At 57.1% G+C, this 17,201-nt stretch carries 16 protein-coding genes; 7 read left to right on the top strand and 9 right to left on the bottom strand.

The window, feature by feature from the left end:
- Window positions 1–177 precede the first annotated feature (177 nt).
- Entirely contained in the window at window positions 178–1,083 is a 906-nt protein-coding gene (cysD, locus tag NKH57_RS31100; protein ID WP_352735010.1) for a sulfate adenylyltransferase subunit CysD, read from the bottom strand.
- Window positions 1,084–1,127: 44 nt separating this feature from the next.
- Window positions 1,128–1,349 (bottom strand): hypothetical protein, encoded by a 222-nt coding sequence (locus NKH57_RS31105; RefSeq protein ID WP_352950019.1) that lies wholly within the window; start codon window positions 1,347–1,349, stop codon window positions 1,128–1,130.
- Window positions 1,350–1,570: 221 nt separating this feature from the next.
- On the opposite strand from NKH57_RS31105, the gene NKH57_RS31110 reads away from it, so the two are divergent.
- Together NKH57_RS31110 and NKH57_RS31115 are read left to right on the top strand one after the other, a co-directional pair.
- On the top strand, window positions 1,571–2,896 hold the full coding sequence (locus NKH57_RS31110) for an O-antigen ligase family protein (RefSeq protein WP_352950021.1): 1,326 nt from the start codon (window positions 1,571–1,573) through the stop codon (window positions 2,894–2,896).
- Window positions 2,893–3,840 carry an NAD-dependent epimerase/dehydratase family protein gene (locus NKH57_RS31115; protein WP_352950023.1) on the top strand — a complete coding sequence of 316 codons (948 nt, stop codon included), beginning with the start codon at window positions 2,893–2,895 and terminating at the stop codon, window positions 3,838–3,840. The genes NKH57_RS31110 and NKH57_RS31115 overlap by 4 nt, the downstream gene beginning before the upstream one ends.
- A 16-nt stretch (window positions 3,841–3,856) precedes the next feature.
- Here the strand turns inward: NKH57_RS31115 and NKH57_RS31120 are convergent, their stop codons facing one another.
- The 3 genes from NKH57_RS31120 to NKH57_RS31130 form a co-directional block, all read right to left on the bottom strand.
- On the bottom strand, window positions 3,857–4,396 hold the full coding sequence (locus NKH57_RS31120; RefSeq protein ID WP_352608131.1) for a sugar transferase: 540 nt from the start codon (window positions 4,394–4,396) through the stop codon (window positions 3,857–3,859).
- 121 nt (window positions 4,397–4,517) lie between these two features.
- Window positions 4,518–5,450 (bottom strand): glycosyltransferase family 2 protein, encoded by a 933-nt coding sequence (locus NKH57_RS31125; RefSeq protein WP_352950025.1) that lies wholly within the window; start codon window positions 5,448–5,450, stop codon window positions 4,518–4,520.
- 72 nt (window positions 5,451–5,522) lie between these two features.
- Window positions 5,523–7,511: an SDR family NAD(P)-dependent oxidoreductase gene (locus tag NKH57_RS31130; protein WP_352950027.1), complete on the bottom strand. Its 1,989-nt coding sequence runs from the start codon at window positions 7,509–7,511 to the stop codon at window positions 5,523–5,525.
- A 407-nt stretch (window positions 7,512–7,918) separates the two neighbouring features.
- Here NKH57_RS31130 and NKH57_RS31135 point away from each other — a divergent pair, with 407 nt between their 5' ends.
- Both NKH57_RS31135 and NKH57_RS31140 read left to right on the top strand, forming a co-directional pair.
- A complete protein-coding gene (locus NKH57_RS31135; protein WP_352950029.1) occupies window positions 7,919–8,710 on the top strand; it encodes an ABC transporter permease in 792 nt (263 codons plus the stop codon).
- A gap of 136 nt (window positions 8,711–8,846) precedes the next feature.
- Window positions 8,847–9,458, top strand: a complete 612-nt coding sequence (locus tag NKH57_RS31140; RefSeq protein ID WP_352950031.1) for an ABC transporter ATP-binding protein — start codon at window positions 8,847–8,849, stop codon at window positions 9,456–9,458.
- Window positions 9,459–9,686: 228 nt separating this feature from the next.
- Here NKH57_RS31140 and NKH57_RS31145 read toward each other — a convergent pair whose 3' ends face one another.
- The 4 genes from NKH57_RS31145 to NKH57_RS31160 all read right to left on the bottom strand — a co-directional run bounded on the left by NKH57_RS31145 (window position 9,687) and on the right by NKH57_RS31160 (window position 13,620).
- Window positions 9,687–10,877: a glycosyltransferase family 2 protein gene (locus tag NKH57_RS31145; RefSeq protein WP_352950033.1), complete on the bottom strand. Its 1,191-nt coding sequence runs from the start codon at window positions 10,875–10,877 to the stop codon at window positions 9,687–9,689.
- A 68-nt stretch (window positions 10,878–10,945) separates the two neighbouring features.
- Window positions 10,946–11,569, bottom strand: a complete 624-nt coding sequence (locus NKH57_RS31150; RefSeq protein ID WP_352950035.1) for a class I SAM-dependent methyltransferase — start codon at window positions 11,567–11,569, stop codon at window positions 10,946–10,948.
- A gap of 6 nt (window positions 11,570–11,575) precedes the next feature.
- Entirely contained in the window at window positions 11,576–11,962 is a 387-nt protein-coding gene (locus NKH57_RS31155; RefSeq protein WP_352950037.1) for a GtrA family protein, read from the bottom strand.
- Window positions 11,959–13,620 carry a hypothetical protein gene (locus tag NKH57_RS31160; protein ID WP_352950039.1) on the bottom strand — a complete coding sequence of 554 codons (1,662 nt, stop codon included), beginning with the start codon at window positions 13,618–13,620 and terminating at the stop codon, window positions 11,959–11,961. Before NKH57_RS31160 ends, NKH57_RS31155 begins: the two co-directional genes overlap by 4 nt.
- 299 nt (window positions 13,621–13,919) lie before the next feature.
- Between NKH57_RS31160 and NKH57_RS31165 the strand changes: the two genes are divergently transcribed.
- The 3 genes from NKH57_RS31165 to NKH57_RS31175 all read left to right on the top strand — a co-directional run bounded on the left by NKH57_RS31165 (window position 13,920) and on the right by NKH57_RS31175 (window position 17,092).
- Window positions 13,920–15,062 (top strand): acyltransferase family protein, encoded by a 1,143-nt coding sequence (locus NKH57_RS31165; protein WP_352950041.1) that lies wholly within the window; start codon window positions 13,920–13,922, stop codon window positions 15,060–15,062.
- A gap of 181 nt (window positions 15,063–15,243) precedes the next feature.
- Window positions 15,244–16,101: a class I SAM-dependent methyltransferase gene (locus NKH57_RS31170; protein ID WP_352950043.1), complete on the top strand. Its 858-nt coding sequence runs from the start codon at window positions 15,244–15,246 to the stop codon at window positions 16,099–16,101.
- 46 nt (window positions 16,102–16,147) lie between these two features.
- Entirely contained in the window at window positions 16,148–17,092 is a 945-nt protein-coding gene (locus tag NKH57_RS31175; RefSeq protein WP_352950045.1) for a hypothetical protein, read from the top strand.
- The last annotated feature ends 109 nt before the right edge of the window (window positions 17,093–17,201 follow it).

Below are 17,201 nucleotides of genomic sequence, written 5' to 3' on the forward strand. Positions count from 1 at the left end.
GCTGGTCCTCGAAAATCTGCTTGGTGTCGGAAAGCAGGCGCCCGATCAGCGTCGACTTGCCGTCATCGACCGAACCGCAGGTCAGAAAGCGCAGCAGCGACTTCTTCTCCTGCGCCGCCAGATAATCGCGGACGCCGTCGGTGGGTGCGAGGCTCTTTGCCATGATGTGGCGCATGGTCAAAAGTACCCCTCGCGCTTCTTCTTTTCCATCGAGCCGGCTTCGTCGCGGTCGATCAGGCGACCCTGCCGTTCGGAGGTGCGCGCGGTCAGCATTTCACCGACGATGGCTTCCAGCGTGTCGGCACCCGATTCGATTGCACCGGTCAGCGGATAGCAGCCCAGCGTGCGGAAACGCACCAGCCGGTTCTCCACCGTCTCGCCGGGGCGCAGTTTCATGCGCTCGTCATCGCGCAGGATCAGCATGCCGTCGCGCTCCACCACCGGCCGTTCCTTGGCGAAATAGAGCGGCACGATCGGGATACTCTCCTGCAGGATGTACTGCCAGATGTCGAGTTCGGTCCAGTTCGAGAGCGGAAAGACGCGGATCGATTCACCCGATGCAACACGGGTGTTGAATATCTTCCACATCTCGGGGCGTTGGTTCTTGGGATCCCACACATGCTGGGCGTTGCGGAAGGAAAAGATGCGCTCCTTGGCGCGAGACTTCTCCTCGTCGCGACGAGCGCCGCCAAAGGCCGCGTCGAAACCGTATTTGTCGAGCGCCTGGCGCAGCGCCACTGTCTTCATCACATGGGTGTGCGTGTTCGAGCCATGATCGAACGGATTGATGTTGTCGCGCACGCCATCTTCATTGACGTGAACCAGGAGATCGAAGCCGAGTTTTTGCGCCATCAGATCACGAAAGGCGATCATCTCACGAAACTTCCACGTCGTATCGACGTGGAGAAATGGGAAAGGCGGCTTGGCGGGATAAAACGCCTTCATCGCCAGATGCATCAGCACGGATGAATCCTTGCCGACCGAATAGAGCATAACCGGCTTGGAAAAGACGGCCGCAACCTCGCGGAATATGTGAATGGATTCGGCTTCAAGCCGCTGAAGATGCGTAAGCTCTGTTGTCATGGACTGTGAGCGTTCTTTCGTACCTTCCAACAGAAGACTTCGCCTCAAATCATCGAGCTTTTTGCGCCCGGTTCAAGCCCTGCTTCTGGACAATCTCTCTCAAGCCGGCGTTCTAGCAGATCGCCGTTGCCAAGAACAATGCAAGACTGGCGCGCCGACGCACGGTTCGGGAATGAATTTTCCAAGGATGCCGCCAAACCCGGAAATTCCTGCTCGTGGGTCAGACGTCCGGGAAACCCCGGGAAAAATATTGCTTGGATAGACATGCGACTGCCCTTCCCAGGAATTCTCCAGATCGATCGGCGCAGGCTGCCGATTTTTCAGCGGCAAGCGGCCCGACACACTTTCGAAAAGCGAACCCAGCCGCTATACCAGCCTTGGGAAGCGGGCAAGTGCATGATGAAGGGTGGTAATTCGGGGCGAGGCATTCTACTTCGCCAGACAAGATCCGCCGCATGAACTTCCCGAAAAATAGCGAGCCCGACAATTGAACCGGCTTTCATCCCTGAGACAGCAATTCACGCCTTCGTGGATCAATATCTACTTCTCCATTCTTTGCTTCTTTTTTCCACCGGTTCTGGGATCGGTGGTCAGTTTTGTTTTCAATGGCGGGGCCCTAGCTTCCATCGTACTGATTGCATCTGGGAAAAGGTGCTTTAACGCAGACCGGCCGGTGATCTGGCTGACAGTCGCGATCTATGCCTACTGCGCGGCCAATCTCCTGGCCACCGTCGTCAACAATTCGTTCGTCCGCGATGCGCCGCACCTTATCCCGCTCATCACGTTCCTGTTTTTCCCCGTCTCCTATTCGACCTGGAGCATCACGCAGAAAACCACGCTTGCCCGCATCGTCGTACTCAGCAGCATGGTCGCCTGTTTTGTCGCGCTGCCGATGGCTGTCATCCAGCAATATTGGATTGGGGTCAGGGCCGAGGGCGGGGCCGGCAATCCGATCATCTTTGCAACCGTGCTCTGCCTTGCCGTGATGGTCTGTGTGGCCGGTGCCTTGTCAGGCATAGAGCGAGCCCGGAGTCCCATCTTCCACGCCGCGCTGGCCGGGACGATCGCCATGATCTATTCCGGTTCGCGTATCGTTTGGCTGGCACTGCTGATTGCCGGCATCGCTGTTTTGCTTATCAACCGGCAGAAGCTCAGAGGCAGGAATGCCGCTCGTGTGCTTCTGCTGCTGGTGGCAGTCGGCGTCGTGGTCGCCGCCTTCGGCTTCCAGGCGATATCCGGGCGCGTCGACTTTCTGCACTCCGATTGGAATGCGCTGGGCGCGCAGCGCAATTACGACAGTTCGTTGGGAATACGTGTTGCGCTTTGGGAGATCGGCCTCAAAGCATTCCATGACATGCCGCTGTTCGGACATGGGGTGGGTGCGACCCAGTCTTTGATCAAGCAAGGCTTTCATGATCAGTTCGCGATGGACGCCGGCTTCAATCATTTCCACAACGGCTTCCTGACTGCTTTGGTGCAGGCCGGAATTCTGGGCGCCGTGACGCTGGCGGCGATCTTTGTCGTTGCCGCTGGAAATGCCGCCCGGGTCTTGCGAAACAGCAGTGATCCGGTCGAACGGTTCGGCGCCACCATGATTGTCGTCGTGGTGATAACCTATCTCACGGCCGGAATGACGGGCATCCTGGTCGGCCATGACATTCTGGACTCAGTGCTGATGGTCTTCCTGGTGTGTGGAACGTATCTTGCCTCCGGCCGTCAGGCTCCGTTGACGGCAAAGCATGCACCTCCACCAGTAATGGAAGAGCAGGAGCTTCCGGCAGCCACCCAAGAGCTGTTGCGGGCAAGGCGATGAAGGTCCTGGTCACGGGCGCGACGGGTTTCATCGGGCGCCTTATCGTGCAAAAACTTCGCCAAGCCGGCGCCGAGCTTCGTCTCGCTTCCCGCCATCCGGAAAGGCTTGGATCGGGGGATGGCGCGGTGCTGATGCCCAATTTCGATGCACCGGCCGCGGCCTTCCTGGCACTCACCAGGGATGTGACCCACGTCGTCCATTGTGCCGGCCTCAATAATGATCGGGGCAATGCCACCGAAGCCGACTATTGGGCGGCCAATGTGGAATTGAGCGCGCGGCTGGCGCATGCGGCGGCGGCACAAGTAAGCGGACGCTTCATCCATCTCTCCTCGATCCGGGCCGTGGTCGGTGCTCGCGTCAGCGCAACGATCGACGAAAACACGCTTCCTGCCCCGCAATGCGTCTATGGACGCTCCAAACGCGAAGGCGAGATTGAGGTTTTGGGCGCCTATGCGTCGCAAGGCCGCTCCGACGCCGCCGTGTTGCGCCTGCCCCCGGTCTATGGAAACGGCATGAAGGGCAATCTCGCGACGCTGATGCGCCTTGCTGATACGGCGCTGCCGCTGCCGACGGGCGCCCTGACGGGAATCCGCTCGCTGATGTCATCCGGGGCGGCAGTGCGGGCGGTGTCGCACCTTTTGAGCCATTCGGGGTCACTTCGTCAGATCTATGTCGGCGCCGATGTGTCGCCGATCGCAGTCGAGGCCATCATCGCCGCGTTTCGCAGAGGTTTCGGGCGGCCGATGCGTGTGATGGCCATACCAGCCGGCCTGATACGACCGGCGGCGGCCGTGCTGGGCAGGCGGGCGTTTTGGGACAGTCTGACCGCGACACAGATATGCGACCCTGCCCTGCTGATATCGCAGGGGTGGAGGCCTGAAACCGGCACGCTGGAAAGGCTGGCGGAGCTAGCGCGGCTTGGTAAATCCCGACTCCTTGTTTGACCATGATGATGGCCAGTCAGCTTCGATAGAACGTTCCAAGCAGAATCCGAAGGTCGAGCCAGAATGACGCCGCACCGAGATAGGCGGCATCCGTTTCAGCTAGAAGCTTCGGGTTCGACATGTCGATGCCCTTGATCTGGGCCAGGCCAGTAATGCCCGGGAGCGCCGCCAGAACCCCCAGCCGCCTGCGGCACTCGATCAATTCCGCTTGGGTCGGCAGACAGGGGCGCGGGCCGACCAGGCTCATCTCGCCCTTCAGAACGTTCCAGAATTGCGGCAACTCATCGAGCTTGAACTTCCGCAGGACTTTTCCGACCGATGTCACGGAATTCGGTGGTGCCTCATGCGAGGGCAATGACGGGGTCCCGACATACATTGTGCGCAATTTGTGACAGCGAAAAAGCCGCCCGTCGCGGCCGACCCGCGTCTGCGAAAAGATAGCCGGACCGGGTGACGAGACCCGAACGGCAAGGACGGCAAGCGCCAAAACGGGAGATGTGACCACCAGCAGCAGAGCCGCACCGGCAAGATCGAAGATGTGCTTGGTTGCCTTCATGAACGACCGATCATGCTCCCTGCCAAAGTCCCGAGGCGACGCCACAGGCGAGGCCTGACAATCGCGTCGACGTAGCATGAGCTCATCTCTTGACCAAGCGCATCACGCAGCCGTTCGATGCTCAGATGCGTCCGACGATGAAAGCGAGATAGAGCCCCAGGGTGCCGGAAACCGTCTGCCGATAGACACCGCTTTTGCGCAAGCCAGCCAAGCGGCGGAAAAGACCGCCCTCCCGCCCGCGGATGAACAGGTCGAGGCACGCCGCCGCGTCCTCGGTCAGCAGGTCGCGATTGACGGCAAGACCGTCAAGGTTGAGGTCCGTCCAGCCGGCAAACTCGCCCTTGAACAGGCGGCCAAGCCGGGAAGCCCTTGCCTTCCACGACACGTTGGCTCCAACCAGGTTTGCCGCGTGCTGCCGGTAGCGCACCAGTGGCCGCGGATCGTAGTGGACGATGCCGCCGGCTGCGGTCACGATGAGATAGGCCCACCAGTCATGGCTGACGAACGCGGTCCGCGCGCAGGCCCTGGCCAGCAGGTTGCGTGCCGCGGCGTTGAGCAGGATGGTGTTGCCGCCGGCGATGCTTTGCACAAGCGCGTTGCGAAAGGACGGCGGCCGGTCAAACAGCGGCGAATGGCCTACAAGGCTTCCCGTTTCCGTCATGGTCGCGGTTCGCGAGCAAAACATCAGCGGCGTTTTTGCGTCATGGGCCTGCATCCAGCGGATGGCGCTTTCCAGCCTGTCGGGCTCCCAGATATCGTCCTGGTCGCAGAAGGCATAGCCGTCCGCATCGATACGTCGATCAAGGATCATCGACCGGAAATTGGCCGCGAATCCTTGCCGCGGCCCCTCCACAAGGGTCATTCGACCCTTGGGCCAGCGGGATTGCCATGCCTCGATAATCGCGGTCGTACCATCGATGGAACCATCGTCGGATATCCACAGGTCGACCAGACGGTGCGACTGGGCGAGCAGCGACTGCAGCTGCTCATCGATGAAGGCGGCGCCATCTTTCGTGCCCATCAGGACTGCGATGCGCAGGTCTGCTTTATCCACGAACGTCAAACACCTTGCATATGCCAGAGATTTCCGGATCCCATATCATGGTCGCGTCGGAAGAAGAGCGGCTTAGCCCGCCTGCCCGACCGTTTTCGGGATCGCATCTTGATGAATGCTTCCCCTGGCCTTCTTGGCGCGGTCAAGGCCTGCCAGCACGGCGAGCGCGGCAGCCTTGTCCTGATTTTCTGCTGCCTGCTGCAGCGCCGTGAGCGCGACCTGGACATCCGACCATTCCACGACGTCCGTGCTGAGGCCAAAAATCTTCGAAATGTCGAGTTCGACGAGTTCCTCGTCTTCGCCATGCAGCGTTTCGTGGAGCTTTTCGCCAGGCCTTATACCGGTGAACCTGATTGCGATGTCCTTGTACGGGCTCTTTCCGGACAGGCGGATCATCGTTTCGGCCACTTCAAGAATCGGCACCGGCTTGCCCATGTCGAGCATATAGACGGCATAATCGTCCCCGCTCTGCCGCGACGCGGCATCGGCCGCCGACATGATGACGAGATCGACGGCTTCGGCCACGGTCATGAAATAGCGTGTCATGCGCTGGTCGGTGATGGTGACTGGCCCCCCGGCCTCGATCTGCGCCTGGAATATGGTCGCAACCGAACCATTGCTGCCAAAGACATTGCCGAACCGCACGGCTATGAACTTGGTGGCGGAGCGACGCCCGCCCGGCTCGGCCGCCGGCGTCCCATGCAAGGCGCTGACGATCTGTTCGGCGGCCCGCTTCGTCATGCCAAGCACCGATGAGGGATCCACCGCCTTGTCGCTCGATATCAGGACAAATTGCGCGACCCCGCATTTGGCGGCGACCTCGGCACAAACGAGCGTTCCGAAAATATTGGTCTGGATGGCCGAATCCCAGTTCTCCTCGAGCAGCGGAACGTGTTTGAGCGCGGCGGCATGAAAAATGATATCAGGCCGGAATTCCGTGACGACCCGCGTTATCTGGCGCCGGTCCGCGACATCGACGATACGGACCTTGAGGCGGTCGTGGTCGTTCTCGTCAATATACTGACTGAGCTGGAAGATGCCGAACTCGGAATTGTCGGCGACCAGCACCTCCTCGGCTCCCAGTTCCAGCGACCGTTTGACCAGCGTTCGGCCGATCGAGCCGGCGCCGCCCGTGACCAGGACACGCTTGCCGCCGATAAAAGCGCCGATGCGCTCGATATCGGACGCGACTGTCGGACGGCGCAGGATCGTTTCCATCTCGACGGTGTCGAGAACCAGCTTACCGTGCCGTTCCAGCTCCGAAAGACCGGAGAACTGCACCACATTGATGTCGCCGTGCCGGGCGACGCGGACGAGTTCCGAATAGTCCTCGATCTCGTGCTCGGCGCCGCTGCCGAAAATCAGCAGGTCCAGGCTTTTGGTGCCGCTCGCATAGTCTTCCAAAACGTCGATCAGACGCGGCAGGGTCGCCACCACGGGAACACCCTGTATGCGCGTGCCCAACGGCGCGCCGCGTTCGGTCGCCATGATGCCGGCGATGGAATAGTCCGCCGGCTGCGCCGTGCGCGTGAAGCGAATGATCAGGTCGGCCTCGCCGAGCCGGCCGACGAACAGCGCGCGCTTGACCTCGGTCTCGCCGGTCTTGCGGCTCAGAATGCCCCAGCTCGCGCCGTCACGCAGGAAGCGGTAGAACAGCCGCGGCGCCGAAATGATCGTGAAGGAGACGAGGAAGAAGACGATGAACTGGCGCTCGTTGAGCCCCTGCACCGGTTGGAAGGTTCGAACCAGCAGCGAAGTGGCATACAGAGCGAGCGTCAAAATCGCGCAGCTCTTCAGGATGTTGAAAAAGTCCGGCGTCGAGGCAAAGCGCCAGACGGTCGTGTAGAGGCCAGAATATCTGAACAGCAGATGGCTGATGAGAACAATGGCCGCCCAGGTTGCCAAACCCTCGTTGGACAGCGGTTCGAACGAAAGATCCGACCGCGAAAGCACGAGGCTGAGCGCCACGGCGACCAGGACCATGATCACGTCCTGGACCATGATGAAGGCGCGCCGCACCTGCGGCCGAAGTCCCAATACTGCTTGGAGGTAAGAATTCATCGGAAGGCACTAGACTCCAGGCTCACGGATACGAACACCGCCAAGATGCAAACGCGAAGATGCTTCGTGACCACTTTCTCAAAAGTGCTATTCCCGGCCCCCGCCGTCCTGTATCGCATACTGCGGGGTTGACGGCATAGCCAGAGGTTTTTTGGTAGAGCGCGCGCATAATAGTAATCTTGACGCCCTGTAGCCGGATGCTGTTGCCGATCCAGCGCTTGCGATGTACACACGCCGCAACGTCAGCGTGTATCCAGTTTTGCCGCAGTTGACTCTGCCGCCGACCTCGTTACGACGCAATGCGTTGCCATGTGCCTGTCGAAATGGCTATTAGGGACGGGCTCGGTGGTTCGCCATGGCCAGCGACGGACAATGCGCCAGAACAACGGATTGCGATATTCCCAGCTATGATTGCAGCACTAAACGGCGCTTTTGAAGACATCTCAAAAGCCATGAGATTACACCGGGTCTGGATCGCGCTTGCCCATGAGGACATCGGCGACCAGCATAGACGCACGACGCTCGGCCCGCTTTGGCTACTGGTCAACTACCTCGCCTTCGTGGGCACGTTCGTTTTCGTGTTCCAACCCGCCGGCAAGGATGCAGCGGGCTATGCGGCCCATGTCGCGATCGGCCTTCTGGTATGGTTCTACCTGATGGAAGTCATGTCCATGAGCGTGTCGCTCTTTCAGCGCGAAGAGAGCTTCATCGAAGGCACGACGCTGCCTTTGTTTGTGTATGTGATGCGACTGGCATTGCAATCCGCCATCAGGGCGGGCTATGCGATCGCAGGTTGTGTTGTCATTCTGCTGTTGAGTGGACCCGCGGTGACTTCCTCGTGGCTGTGGTCAGGCGCAGGATTGCTCCTTATACTGCTGGTTACGCCGGCAATGATTACCGTATTCGCGTTTCTCGGAGCTTTCTTTCCCGACAGCCAGTTCATTGTTGGCAATTTACTGCGAGTCGGCATGTTCTTCACACCTGTTTTCTGGGTGTACAACGGGCAAGGCGGCGTCCAAGAATATGCCTATCACTGGAATCCGTTCACTTATTTTCTGGAGATCGTCCGTTTGCCCATCATGGATGGAGAACTGCCAATTCATGCTTTCACTGTGACCATCGTCATATCTTTGGCTACGTGGGCGATTGCATTGCTGCTGCTTGGGCAGTATCGCAAGCAAGTCATCTTCATCATCTGAGTTTTCGATGGTTTCTATCAAGCTGGACAATGTTGGCCTTGTTTACAAGCTGCACGAAAAGCTGACGCTTTCCGCGCCGGACCGGCGCGTGGCTGGGCCAGGCGGCAGGATCGAAGGCTCTGGCAGAAAGCAGTTCGTGCAGGCGCTCGACGGCGTCAGCTTCGAATTGAAGGCTGGCGACCGCTTGGGCCTGGTCGGCCCGAACGGCGCCGGCAAGACCACCCTTCTCAAGGTGCTTTACGGGATCTACGAGCCGTCCGCGGGAAGCGTCGCGATTGAGGGCAAAGTCGACGCCCTATTCAACATCAATATAGGTTTCCGTCGTGAGGCCACCGGGCGCCGGAACATCGTGCTGCGTGGACTGATCAGCGGATGGACGGAAGCCGAGATCGAAGAGAAGATGGAGGATATCATTGCCTTCAGCGAACTCGGGGATTTCATCGATTTGCCGTTCAAGGCCTACAGTCAGGGCATGGCCGCGCGGCTAGCCTTTTCAGCGGCAACCGCGCTCGAGCCGGAGATTTTGCTCATGGATGAGTGGATCGGCGCCGGCGACGCCTCCTTCCAGGACAAGGCCAAACGGCGCATGGACGAACTGGCGGAAAAGGCAGGCATCATCGTTCTGGCGAGCCACAGTGAGGCCCTTATCCAAAGCGTATGCACGAAAAAAATGACGCTCAGGGCCGGCCGGATAGAATCGCTAACGACAGAGCCAAGAGTGCGCGCTGGAAAGGTGGCTAAGCTATAATCCTCTTCACGCAAGCAGGTCCCACAGTCATAACGAATGAGCTCTACGGGCGATCAATCAGACCGAACTGGCCATTGCGTTGCCGACGCGCCTCTACGGCTCAGTGAACTAGTTGGCGCTACTACGCCGACGCACCAACCAGGACAAGATTGGCCTGAACAAATCTTAGCCCCGTTTGCTGCAGAAGCGAGCATCCATCGACGCCCACAGGCGACATTGGGGCAAAGTTCACGCCTCTATATCGATAAGTGCCCAGAGAAAGGCGGTGAAGGCGAACTGCAGACCAAGGGCGACGAGCGTGCATGAAACTGTCAACATGCGCACCATACTGTTGTAGGTAAGCGGGCCGAAATTGGCGGCCGCCCAGGTCCAGACCGCATACCCCAGACCGACCGAGCCGATGAGGATCAGCACTCCCGAGAACAACAGCATTCTCTCGAGCGACACCGCCGCCTTGATTCGAGCCACGCGCGGGTTTACCGGCAGGAATCCGCGCTCCATCGCAAAAGACCGGGCGATCAGTCCGAAGGACATACACGAAGACCCGACCAGCATCGCCATGCAACCCACGATCAGACTGTGCGTGTCGATCGTAACGTTCGGAAGGATATGCACCGGGCCTTGCACAAGAATCCCTGCCAAGAGAGATCCGAAGGCGAGGATGGCCGCGCCGGGGTAGATGAAGAGCCATTTGGGGCTGTTCAGCAACAAATAGCGCAGGTGACGCCAACCATCCCGCCATGTACGCAAATGAGGTGGCCTTGACCGCCCATCCGGAGAAAGCGTCGTCGGAACCTCCGTCACCCGCAGCCGCTTCAAGGAGGCGCGAACGATCATTTCACTGGCGAACTCCATGCCAGTCGCCTTCAGCCCCAGTTCTTGTATCGCGGTCCGACGGAAGCCACGCAGGCCGCAGTGGAAGTCACGGATTCCCGAGGAGAAGAACAGCCGTCCCAGAAACGAGAGAACTGGATTTCCAAGGTAGCGGTGAAGAAAGGGCATGGCGCCAGATTCGATGCCGCCCAGGAATCTGTTGCCCATGACAAGATCATGGCCCGCACGCAACTCGGCGACGAACAGGTCAAGCCGACTGAAGTCGTAGCTATCGTCGGAGTCACCCACGATTACAAAATCGCCAAGGGCATTGTTGATCCCGTGCAGAATCGCAGCGCCATACCCACGGGTCGGGACGTGAACCACGCGCGCTCCATGCGACTCGGCGATCTGGATTGAGCCATCCGTGCTGCCGTTGTCAGCGATAAGGACTTCACCGACAATGGAGGCGCGATTAAGGAATTGCCTGGCCTTGTCGATGCAGATCGCGAGGGTCTCGGCCTCATTCAGGCATGGCATAAGGATCGTGAGTTCGATTCCGTTTTGCATCTCTGAATGGGAAAGGTCCGAAAGATGTTCTTTCATTCTCAAGCCTTACGAATTGTGGAAAATTTAGCCCGACGAGATGCAGATATGATCGCGTTCGGGACGACCTATGTCCGTGCCGGTCGCTTTGCGACAGTTGCAACAAAGTGCAATCCACGATCAAACAGATATGTGAACGGAGGCGGATATATACCGAGGCTTCTATTCGCTTTGACAGTCACCAGCCCCAGATTCTTGAAGGTGAGGCCCCAATCACCTGATGACAGATAATTATATGGCAGGCGCACATCGTGGCCGCGGTTTCCTACCCAGTCCATGAAGCGCAAGGTTTGGTTTGCCAAAAACCCGTCGCGCAAGTGGTCTTTGATCACTACGCCTCGCCTTGCTACTCGTGCACATTCAGCGATTACGATCGAAGGATCGTCGGTATGATGAAGCACATCGACGATTGTAACCCAGTCAACTGAGTTGTCCGGAAAGGGTATTGTAACGCCATCATAGATCGTCGCGGGGATGGCTACTGACGGTCGCAAGAACACGTCGATACCCTTGATTTGGACAGTGGGTTTGATCTCCATGATGGACTTTGCAAGCGTTCCATCACCACAGCCAACGTCCAGCACCGACCCCGCTTCCAAATGACCGGCGATGTGTCTGGCGAGCACTCTAATTCGTCTGCCGAAGACTGCGTTGGAGTGGACTGAGTTGAGGACTTCCTTGGCGACGGTCATACGATCTCACGATTTTGTGGGGAAGGCCCATCGGGCCAGAAGAATATAGTTGGTAGCTGCGACCAAGCCCGTGACAATCACGAACAAGACGGCCGGCGGGACGTTCCCTGAAACGACAGCAGGTATGGCTGTTGCGAGTGCGAGACCCACAAACTGAATGGCCAGATATTTGGGCAGCGACGACGAATGGTCGGACTTCGATCTGAACGTCAGGTTGCGTTGGCCCAGATAGGCAAAGGGTATGCATGCTCCATATACCAAAGGGCTTACGATCCAAGGGCGGTATCCCAGATGCACCAGAGCCGTACTGACAACAATATATCCAAGCGCTGAGCCCAGGCCAATGGCCCCGAACGCGCATAGGCGCCGTATCAGATCAGGTGCAGAGGTCATCGAGTTCGAGCGCTCTCGATTGCAGAGGGAAATGGCATCGGCCTTTTGTTGAGGATCATAACCATCACTTGCACGATGCTCAACACAGTAGCTGCGGAGACAAGAAGGCTCGTAAGACCGAAACGAGGGTAATAAATTGCTGGAAACGATGATATGTCGATAAGTATCAGTATCACGCTGCGCGCAAAAATCCCCAAGATCAATGAAACAACGATGTAATTTACAGGATCGTGGAATCTTCGCCTGCCAATAATGAAGCTTGCGACGAACGCTATACCGGCCACAGGTATGGCAAACTTCATCACATAGGCGGCTGCGTAAATAATCTTTTTCCACAGACCATAGACGAGCATTCGCGTGGCGGACAATTGTATAGATCCATCCGGCGCCACCAACGGGGGGTCATTTAGTATCGACAAAGCCATAGCGTCATCGGGATGAGCCACGCTTGGAGGGGGTTCAATCGCAAATGGCGCAGCATAGTCGATTATGCCTATGGTTCTGCTGACCCGATCCGGCACCAGCTCCCACTGCTCGCGGGTGATATGCGGGATTAAAGGTAATGAGTACGATGCACAGACCAACTTGGCATTGCTGCATCCCGCTGAAACCTCGCGAGCCACGCTCTCGTAAAATTGGGCGGCAGTAGCGGGCGATCGGTGATATCCGGCCCTGGCGGCGGCGTCGCGGAAGGCCCACATAAACCATCCGCCAGCTATGTCCCCACATGTTGTCGGGAGCAAGTTACAGGTTGCGGCATTTGGTGGGCTTTCAAGATAGTTCCTTAAGCTCGCAAAGCTGGGACTAACTGCATATATCTGGGAGCGCGCTTCCTTGGGGACAGGCACATAAGCTCTACTGTAAGGTGCGCCGACGCGCTGCAGTTGCCGCATGGCACTCTGAAAGTCAGAGCTAGTCATCTCTAAGATTGTGGTCGACCCATACTTTGCGAGATTGATCGACGCGATGACGCCTGTACAAATTGCGGTCGACAACAGGATCACGGCAACATTTGCTGATGCTGGCCCCAGAATTTTTCGCCAACCACGAGCGTTTGAGCGAATTGCCGGGAATATGGCAATCAGCATCAAAGTGGGCACAATCCAAACTGCCTCTTCCCGTGTAATCCAAAATAGAAATAGAAGGCCACCGGCCACAAACGCTGTTCTTTTATTAAACGTATCGCGGTTGCATATAAATATGTTTATCCACAACGATATCAATATAAGAGTTATCGACGAATAGAAGAGCTCACGCGTTACACGGTCCTTATATAAATACATGCTCGGGCATGCCAGCATTGTGATTAGCGCAAAATAATATGCCCACCGCCGATTGTCGAAGATCGCGGACACGACACGGGAGAAGAGTAGGCAGGCGAAGCCGTATAGTGCGACCTCGGTGATATTGATTGGAAATCCGGTGATACTGTTTAAGGCAAGGAATGTTGGATACCCAGGCCCCTTGACGAGGGTCAGCTGATCATAGGGTCCAAGCCAAGCACCTTGCGCAATGTTTTTGGCAAGTCTGATGAAAAGGCCGTCGTCATAGCCCTGATACATCAGAAGGGTGACAGGCATAGCGCCTGCCATAGTCACGTATCCTGCTACAATAGCTAGCGTGCCGATCGTATCTAAGCGACTGCGAAGCTCTGCCAATTCCTCACCCTAACGAACACCCTGGGGCCGCTCGCTCCTTGCTTTGTTAAGCGCTCGAAGTCAATACGATCTGAATTGAAGAGATTTTTTGGCGCAGTCATTCGCCAACTAAAACTCGGTGCCACATCTGGCATATGTCGGTAAGTCGCGTTTGAGACGCCGTCTTGGACCTCTCGTACGAGTGCCAAGGAGTTACCATCAATGGTTGATTCCTGTAGCTAGGAATAGGCTTTGTTCCGTTGCGGTTGCAGGTTCTGTTTCTCGCAGTTAGAAGCGATCCACGAGCGATTGGAGATTGTATGAACGTCGAGGTACTTAGAGGGCAAGCTGCAGAGACGACGCGGGCGCGAATCGACTTGCCAGGGCTTTTGGCGATGCGTTGCTATGCCGCCCTGGCGATCATGCTTTTCCACCTGATTGCGCTGCCAAAGCTGCAGATACCGACCTATCTGTCTTTCATCCCAACGCATTTCGGTTTCGGGGTGCCGCTGTTCTACATCGTCAGCGCGTTCGGTTTGTTCGTTGGCTACGCCGGCAGGATTGGATCGCGGGCCGAATTGCGCGAATTCTACCTCAGGCGTTTTTTTCGTATTGCGCCGTTGTTTTATTTTATGATAGTTTTTTTCTATCTACTTTTCTGGATGCTAGGGGGAAGACCGTTCCCACTTTCCCAAGTTATCAGTTCGACGCTGTTCGTCTTCAATTTCATTCCACAGCATGTCAGCGGCATCGTTATGGCCTCATGGTCGATCGGCGTTGAAATGGCGTTCTATGCCATCCTGCCGCTGCTGGTTTTCGCCATCACCGGGCTGGCACGATCACTGGTGCTTTTTGCCGTTGCAGTTTTTTTGGCGGCAAACTGGGCGCTGGCGTTCCAGGCAACGGAGGGGGCGTTGTCGCTCTTTGGACAACTCTCTCTGATGGCCCACCTTTTCTACTTCGCCGCAGGGATAGCAGGATATTTCATATGGCTGCGGCTTTGTCGTACCTCGCCTGAGATCGGCCGAATAATCTTCGCCGCCAGCCTTTTGACGATCATTTGCCTGATCTGTTTTGCGAACCAGATCGCAATATTCCTCGGGACAATCCTGGGGCCAAGCGGCAGTGCCGGTATCAAAGCTGTCTGGGCAGCGACGTTGACAGGTGCGGTCGTGGGAGTTTCGCTGCATCCGCAAAGGTGGTTCGTGAACGCCGCCGCGAAGCTGCTCGGTAACGCCAGTTTCAGTATCTACCTCTGGCATCCGATCGTTATCGTCATGCTGGATCGCTTGGGTCTGTACCGAGCAATCTACGCATCCTTCGGTGGTGCATCTCTGTCGTTCATTGCCTCAGTGATAGCGACCCTTGCGGTGTTGATACCACTATCGTTACTGAGCTATCGGTATATCGAGCGGCCCGGCATGGCCTTGGGGACTCGCTTCAGCCGTCATCGGTCAGCTTGATGGAGCCTTTCCTTTCAAGTACTGCCGGAACTCTTGGCGACGGAACAGTGTCCGTGCTTTTATGTCCCGTCTGGCTAGTATTTTTGGTGATTTTTTGACTATAGATTGGTTGACCATAATCCGGTGGACGCTACGCGGTCACGCAACTTCAGAGACAGCCAGAAAGAGCCAGAATATTCACATGTTTTCCATAGCCCTCCCACACTTGAAAGCCGCGGAACGTGCAGCTACCGACGGATGCACCATTGAGGAGGCGCTCGTCTTCCTACGCCAAATGAGCCTGGACGACTTCGGCCTCCTTATGATTTCCTTGCCCAACAAGGATTATCCCAGTCTGTCACGTCTTCTGCCGGCGATGGCCAGCGACGAGGTCCAGAAGACCTGGACCGGAGCATCCGGTCTCGATCTGTACCGGCAAACGGCGTCGTTTGCCCGTCAACTTGAAAACAATTACACCCGACATACGAAAAAGCCGCTGGCGGGCTCTGATATCCTCGACTTTGGATGTGGCTACGGGCGCATCTTGCGCATGATGTACTACTACAGCGATCCATCCAGCATATGGGGCGTCGACGCCTGGGACAAATCTCTCAATCTATGTCGAGAGGCAAGATTGCCTGGTAAGTTCGCTCTATCGGACCGGATGCCTTCTGATCTACCAGTCGATGATCAAAAATTCGATTTGATCTTCGCCTTTTCGGTTTTCACACATCTTGCCCCTTCAACCGCGAAAGCCTGCCTCGCGGCAGTTCGTAAACACATCAAGCCTGACGGGCTGTTGGTGGCCACCATTCGGCCTATCGAATTCTGGCCGTTCATCGATAGGATGCGAAAGACTTCCACCGCCGCACAAATGCAGTCGAACCACCGCCTCAACGGATTTGCCTATCTTCCTCATGGTGGGGTCGAAGGTGAAACATATGGCGACATCTCGTGCGAGATAGACTTTTTGGCTGGAGACGGCTGGAAAATCGTAGGACATGATCGATCGACACTCGACCCGTTCCAAGTGTCGGTGCTGATGCAGCGGGATTTTTAGTGAATGGTGGGGTTGCTGCGACAACCGAATCGCGGTTTACCAAGCCATGCGGGTCATTCTCCATATTGGCGTTCACAAGACGGGCACGAGTGCGTTGCAGTCGTTTCTGCATCGCAACGCCGCACTGCTCTCAGACCGTGGTGTCTTTTACAAACCGACCAGCACCGCCTGGCCGAACCACAATCCGTTGGCTGCAGCGTTCCTGCGCGATTCAGAGGACTACGGTCCCGACCGACTTGCAAAGACGCTGGAGGAGGCAGGGGAACGGACGCTACTGATAAGCTCGGAAATGCTGTGTGACCACAATATCGATCTTGATCTGTTTCTGTCGTTGCTCGAGGGCCACGACGTTCGCACAATTGCCTACATCCGCCATCCCAGCGATATCATCATTTCGGCCTTTAACGAGGTGGTCAGACACTACGACAGGCACTGGACACGGCCCTTGAATGAGAGGCCGTTCGCCTACGACCCATCTCAGATCGACATCCTCCGGCGTTGGCTGAAAGTACCCAATCTCACGCTGGCCCCATACGATCACGCCCAGTGGGTAGGCGGTTCAATCTTTTCCGATTTTCTGGCTATGATCGGCGTAGCAGACGATGGCTTCGACTACAGCCAGACTGGCGGCAATGAATCCCTGCCATATCCTCTGGTCGAAGCGCTCCGGCTTGTGAACACTGCCAACCCTTCCGCCGATCAACACCGCGCCCTTGTCGAAACTCTGCTGACAATCAAAAGCGAGCCGGGGGAATATCCACTGACGCGAGAAAACGTCACGATCTGTATTAATCAGATGCGTCAGACATTGCCCCACTATCGCCAGCATCTTCGCCCCGGCTTCCAAGAGGCGTTCCTTCTTGAGCCCCGACCGGCGCGTGGCGTGCCATACGCCACAGGCGCAAAGGTCAGCGTCAAGTTCACAAGAGCGGTCAAATCGTTTGCACAGGGGGCTGCCCGCATGTTCCAGCGCTCGGCAGACATCCAGTAACAGACATCCAGTAACGCGGCTTCTATTAGAGCGGGATGAATTTAGGTTGGGCATAGCCAGCCTCGGTGAAGTAATTTCGGCATTCGGTTGACGTGACCTCGCCGAGGAT

Source organism: Mesorhizobium sp. M1050, assembly GCF_040318715.1.
GTDB lineage: Bacteria > Pseudomonadota > Alphaproteobacteria > Rhizobiales > Rhizobiaceae > Mesorhizobium.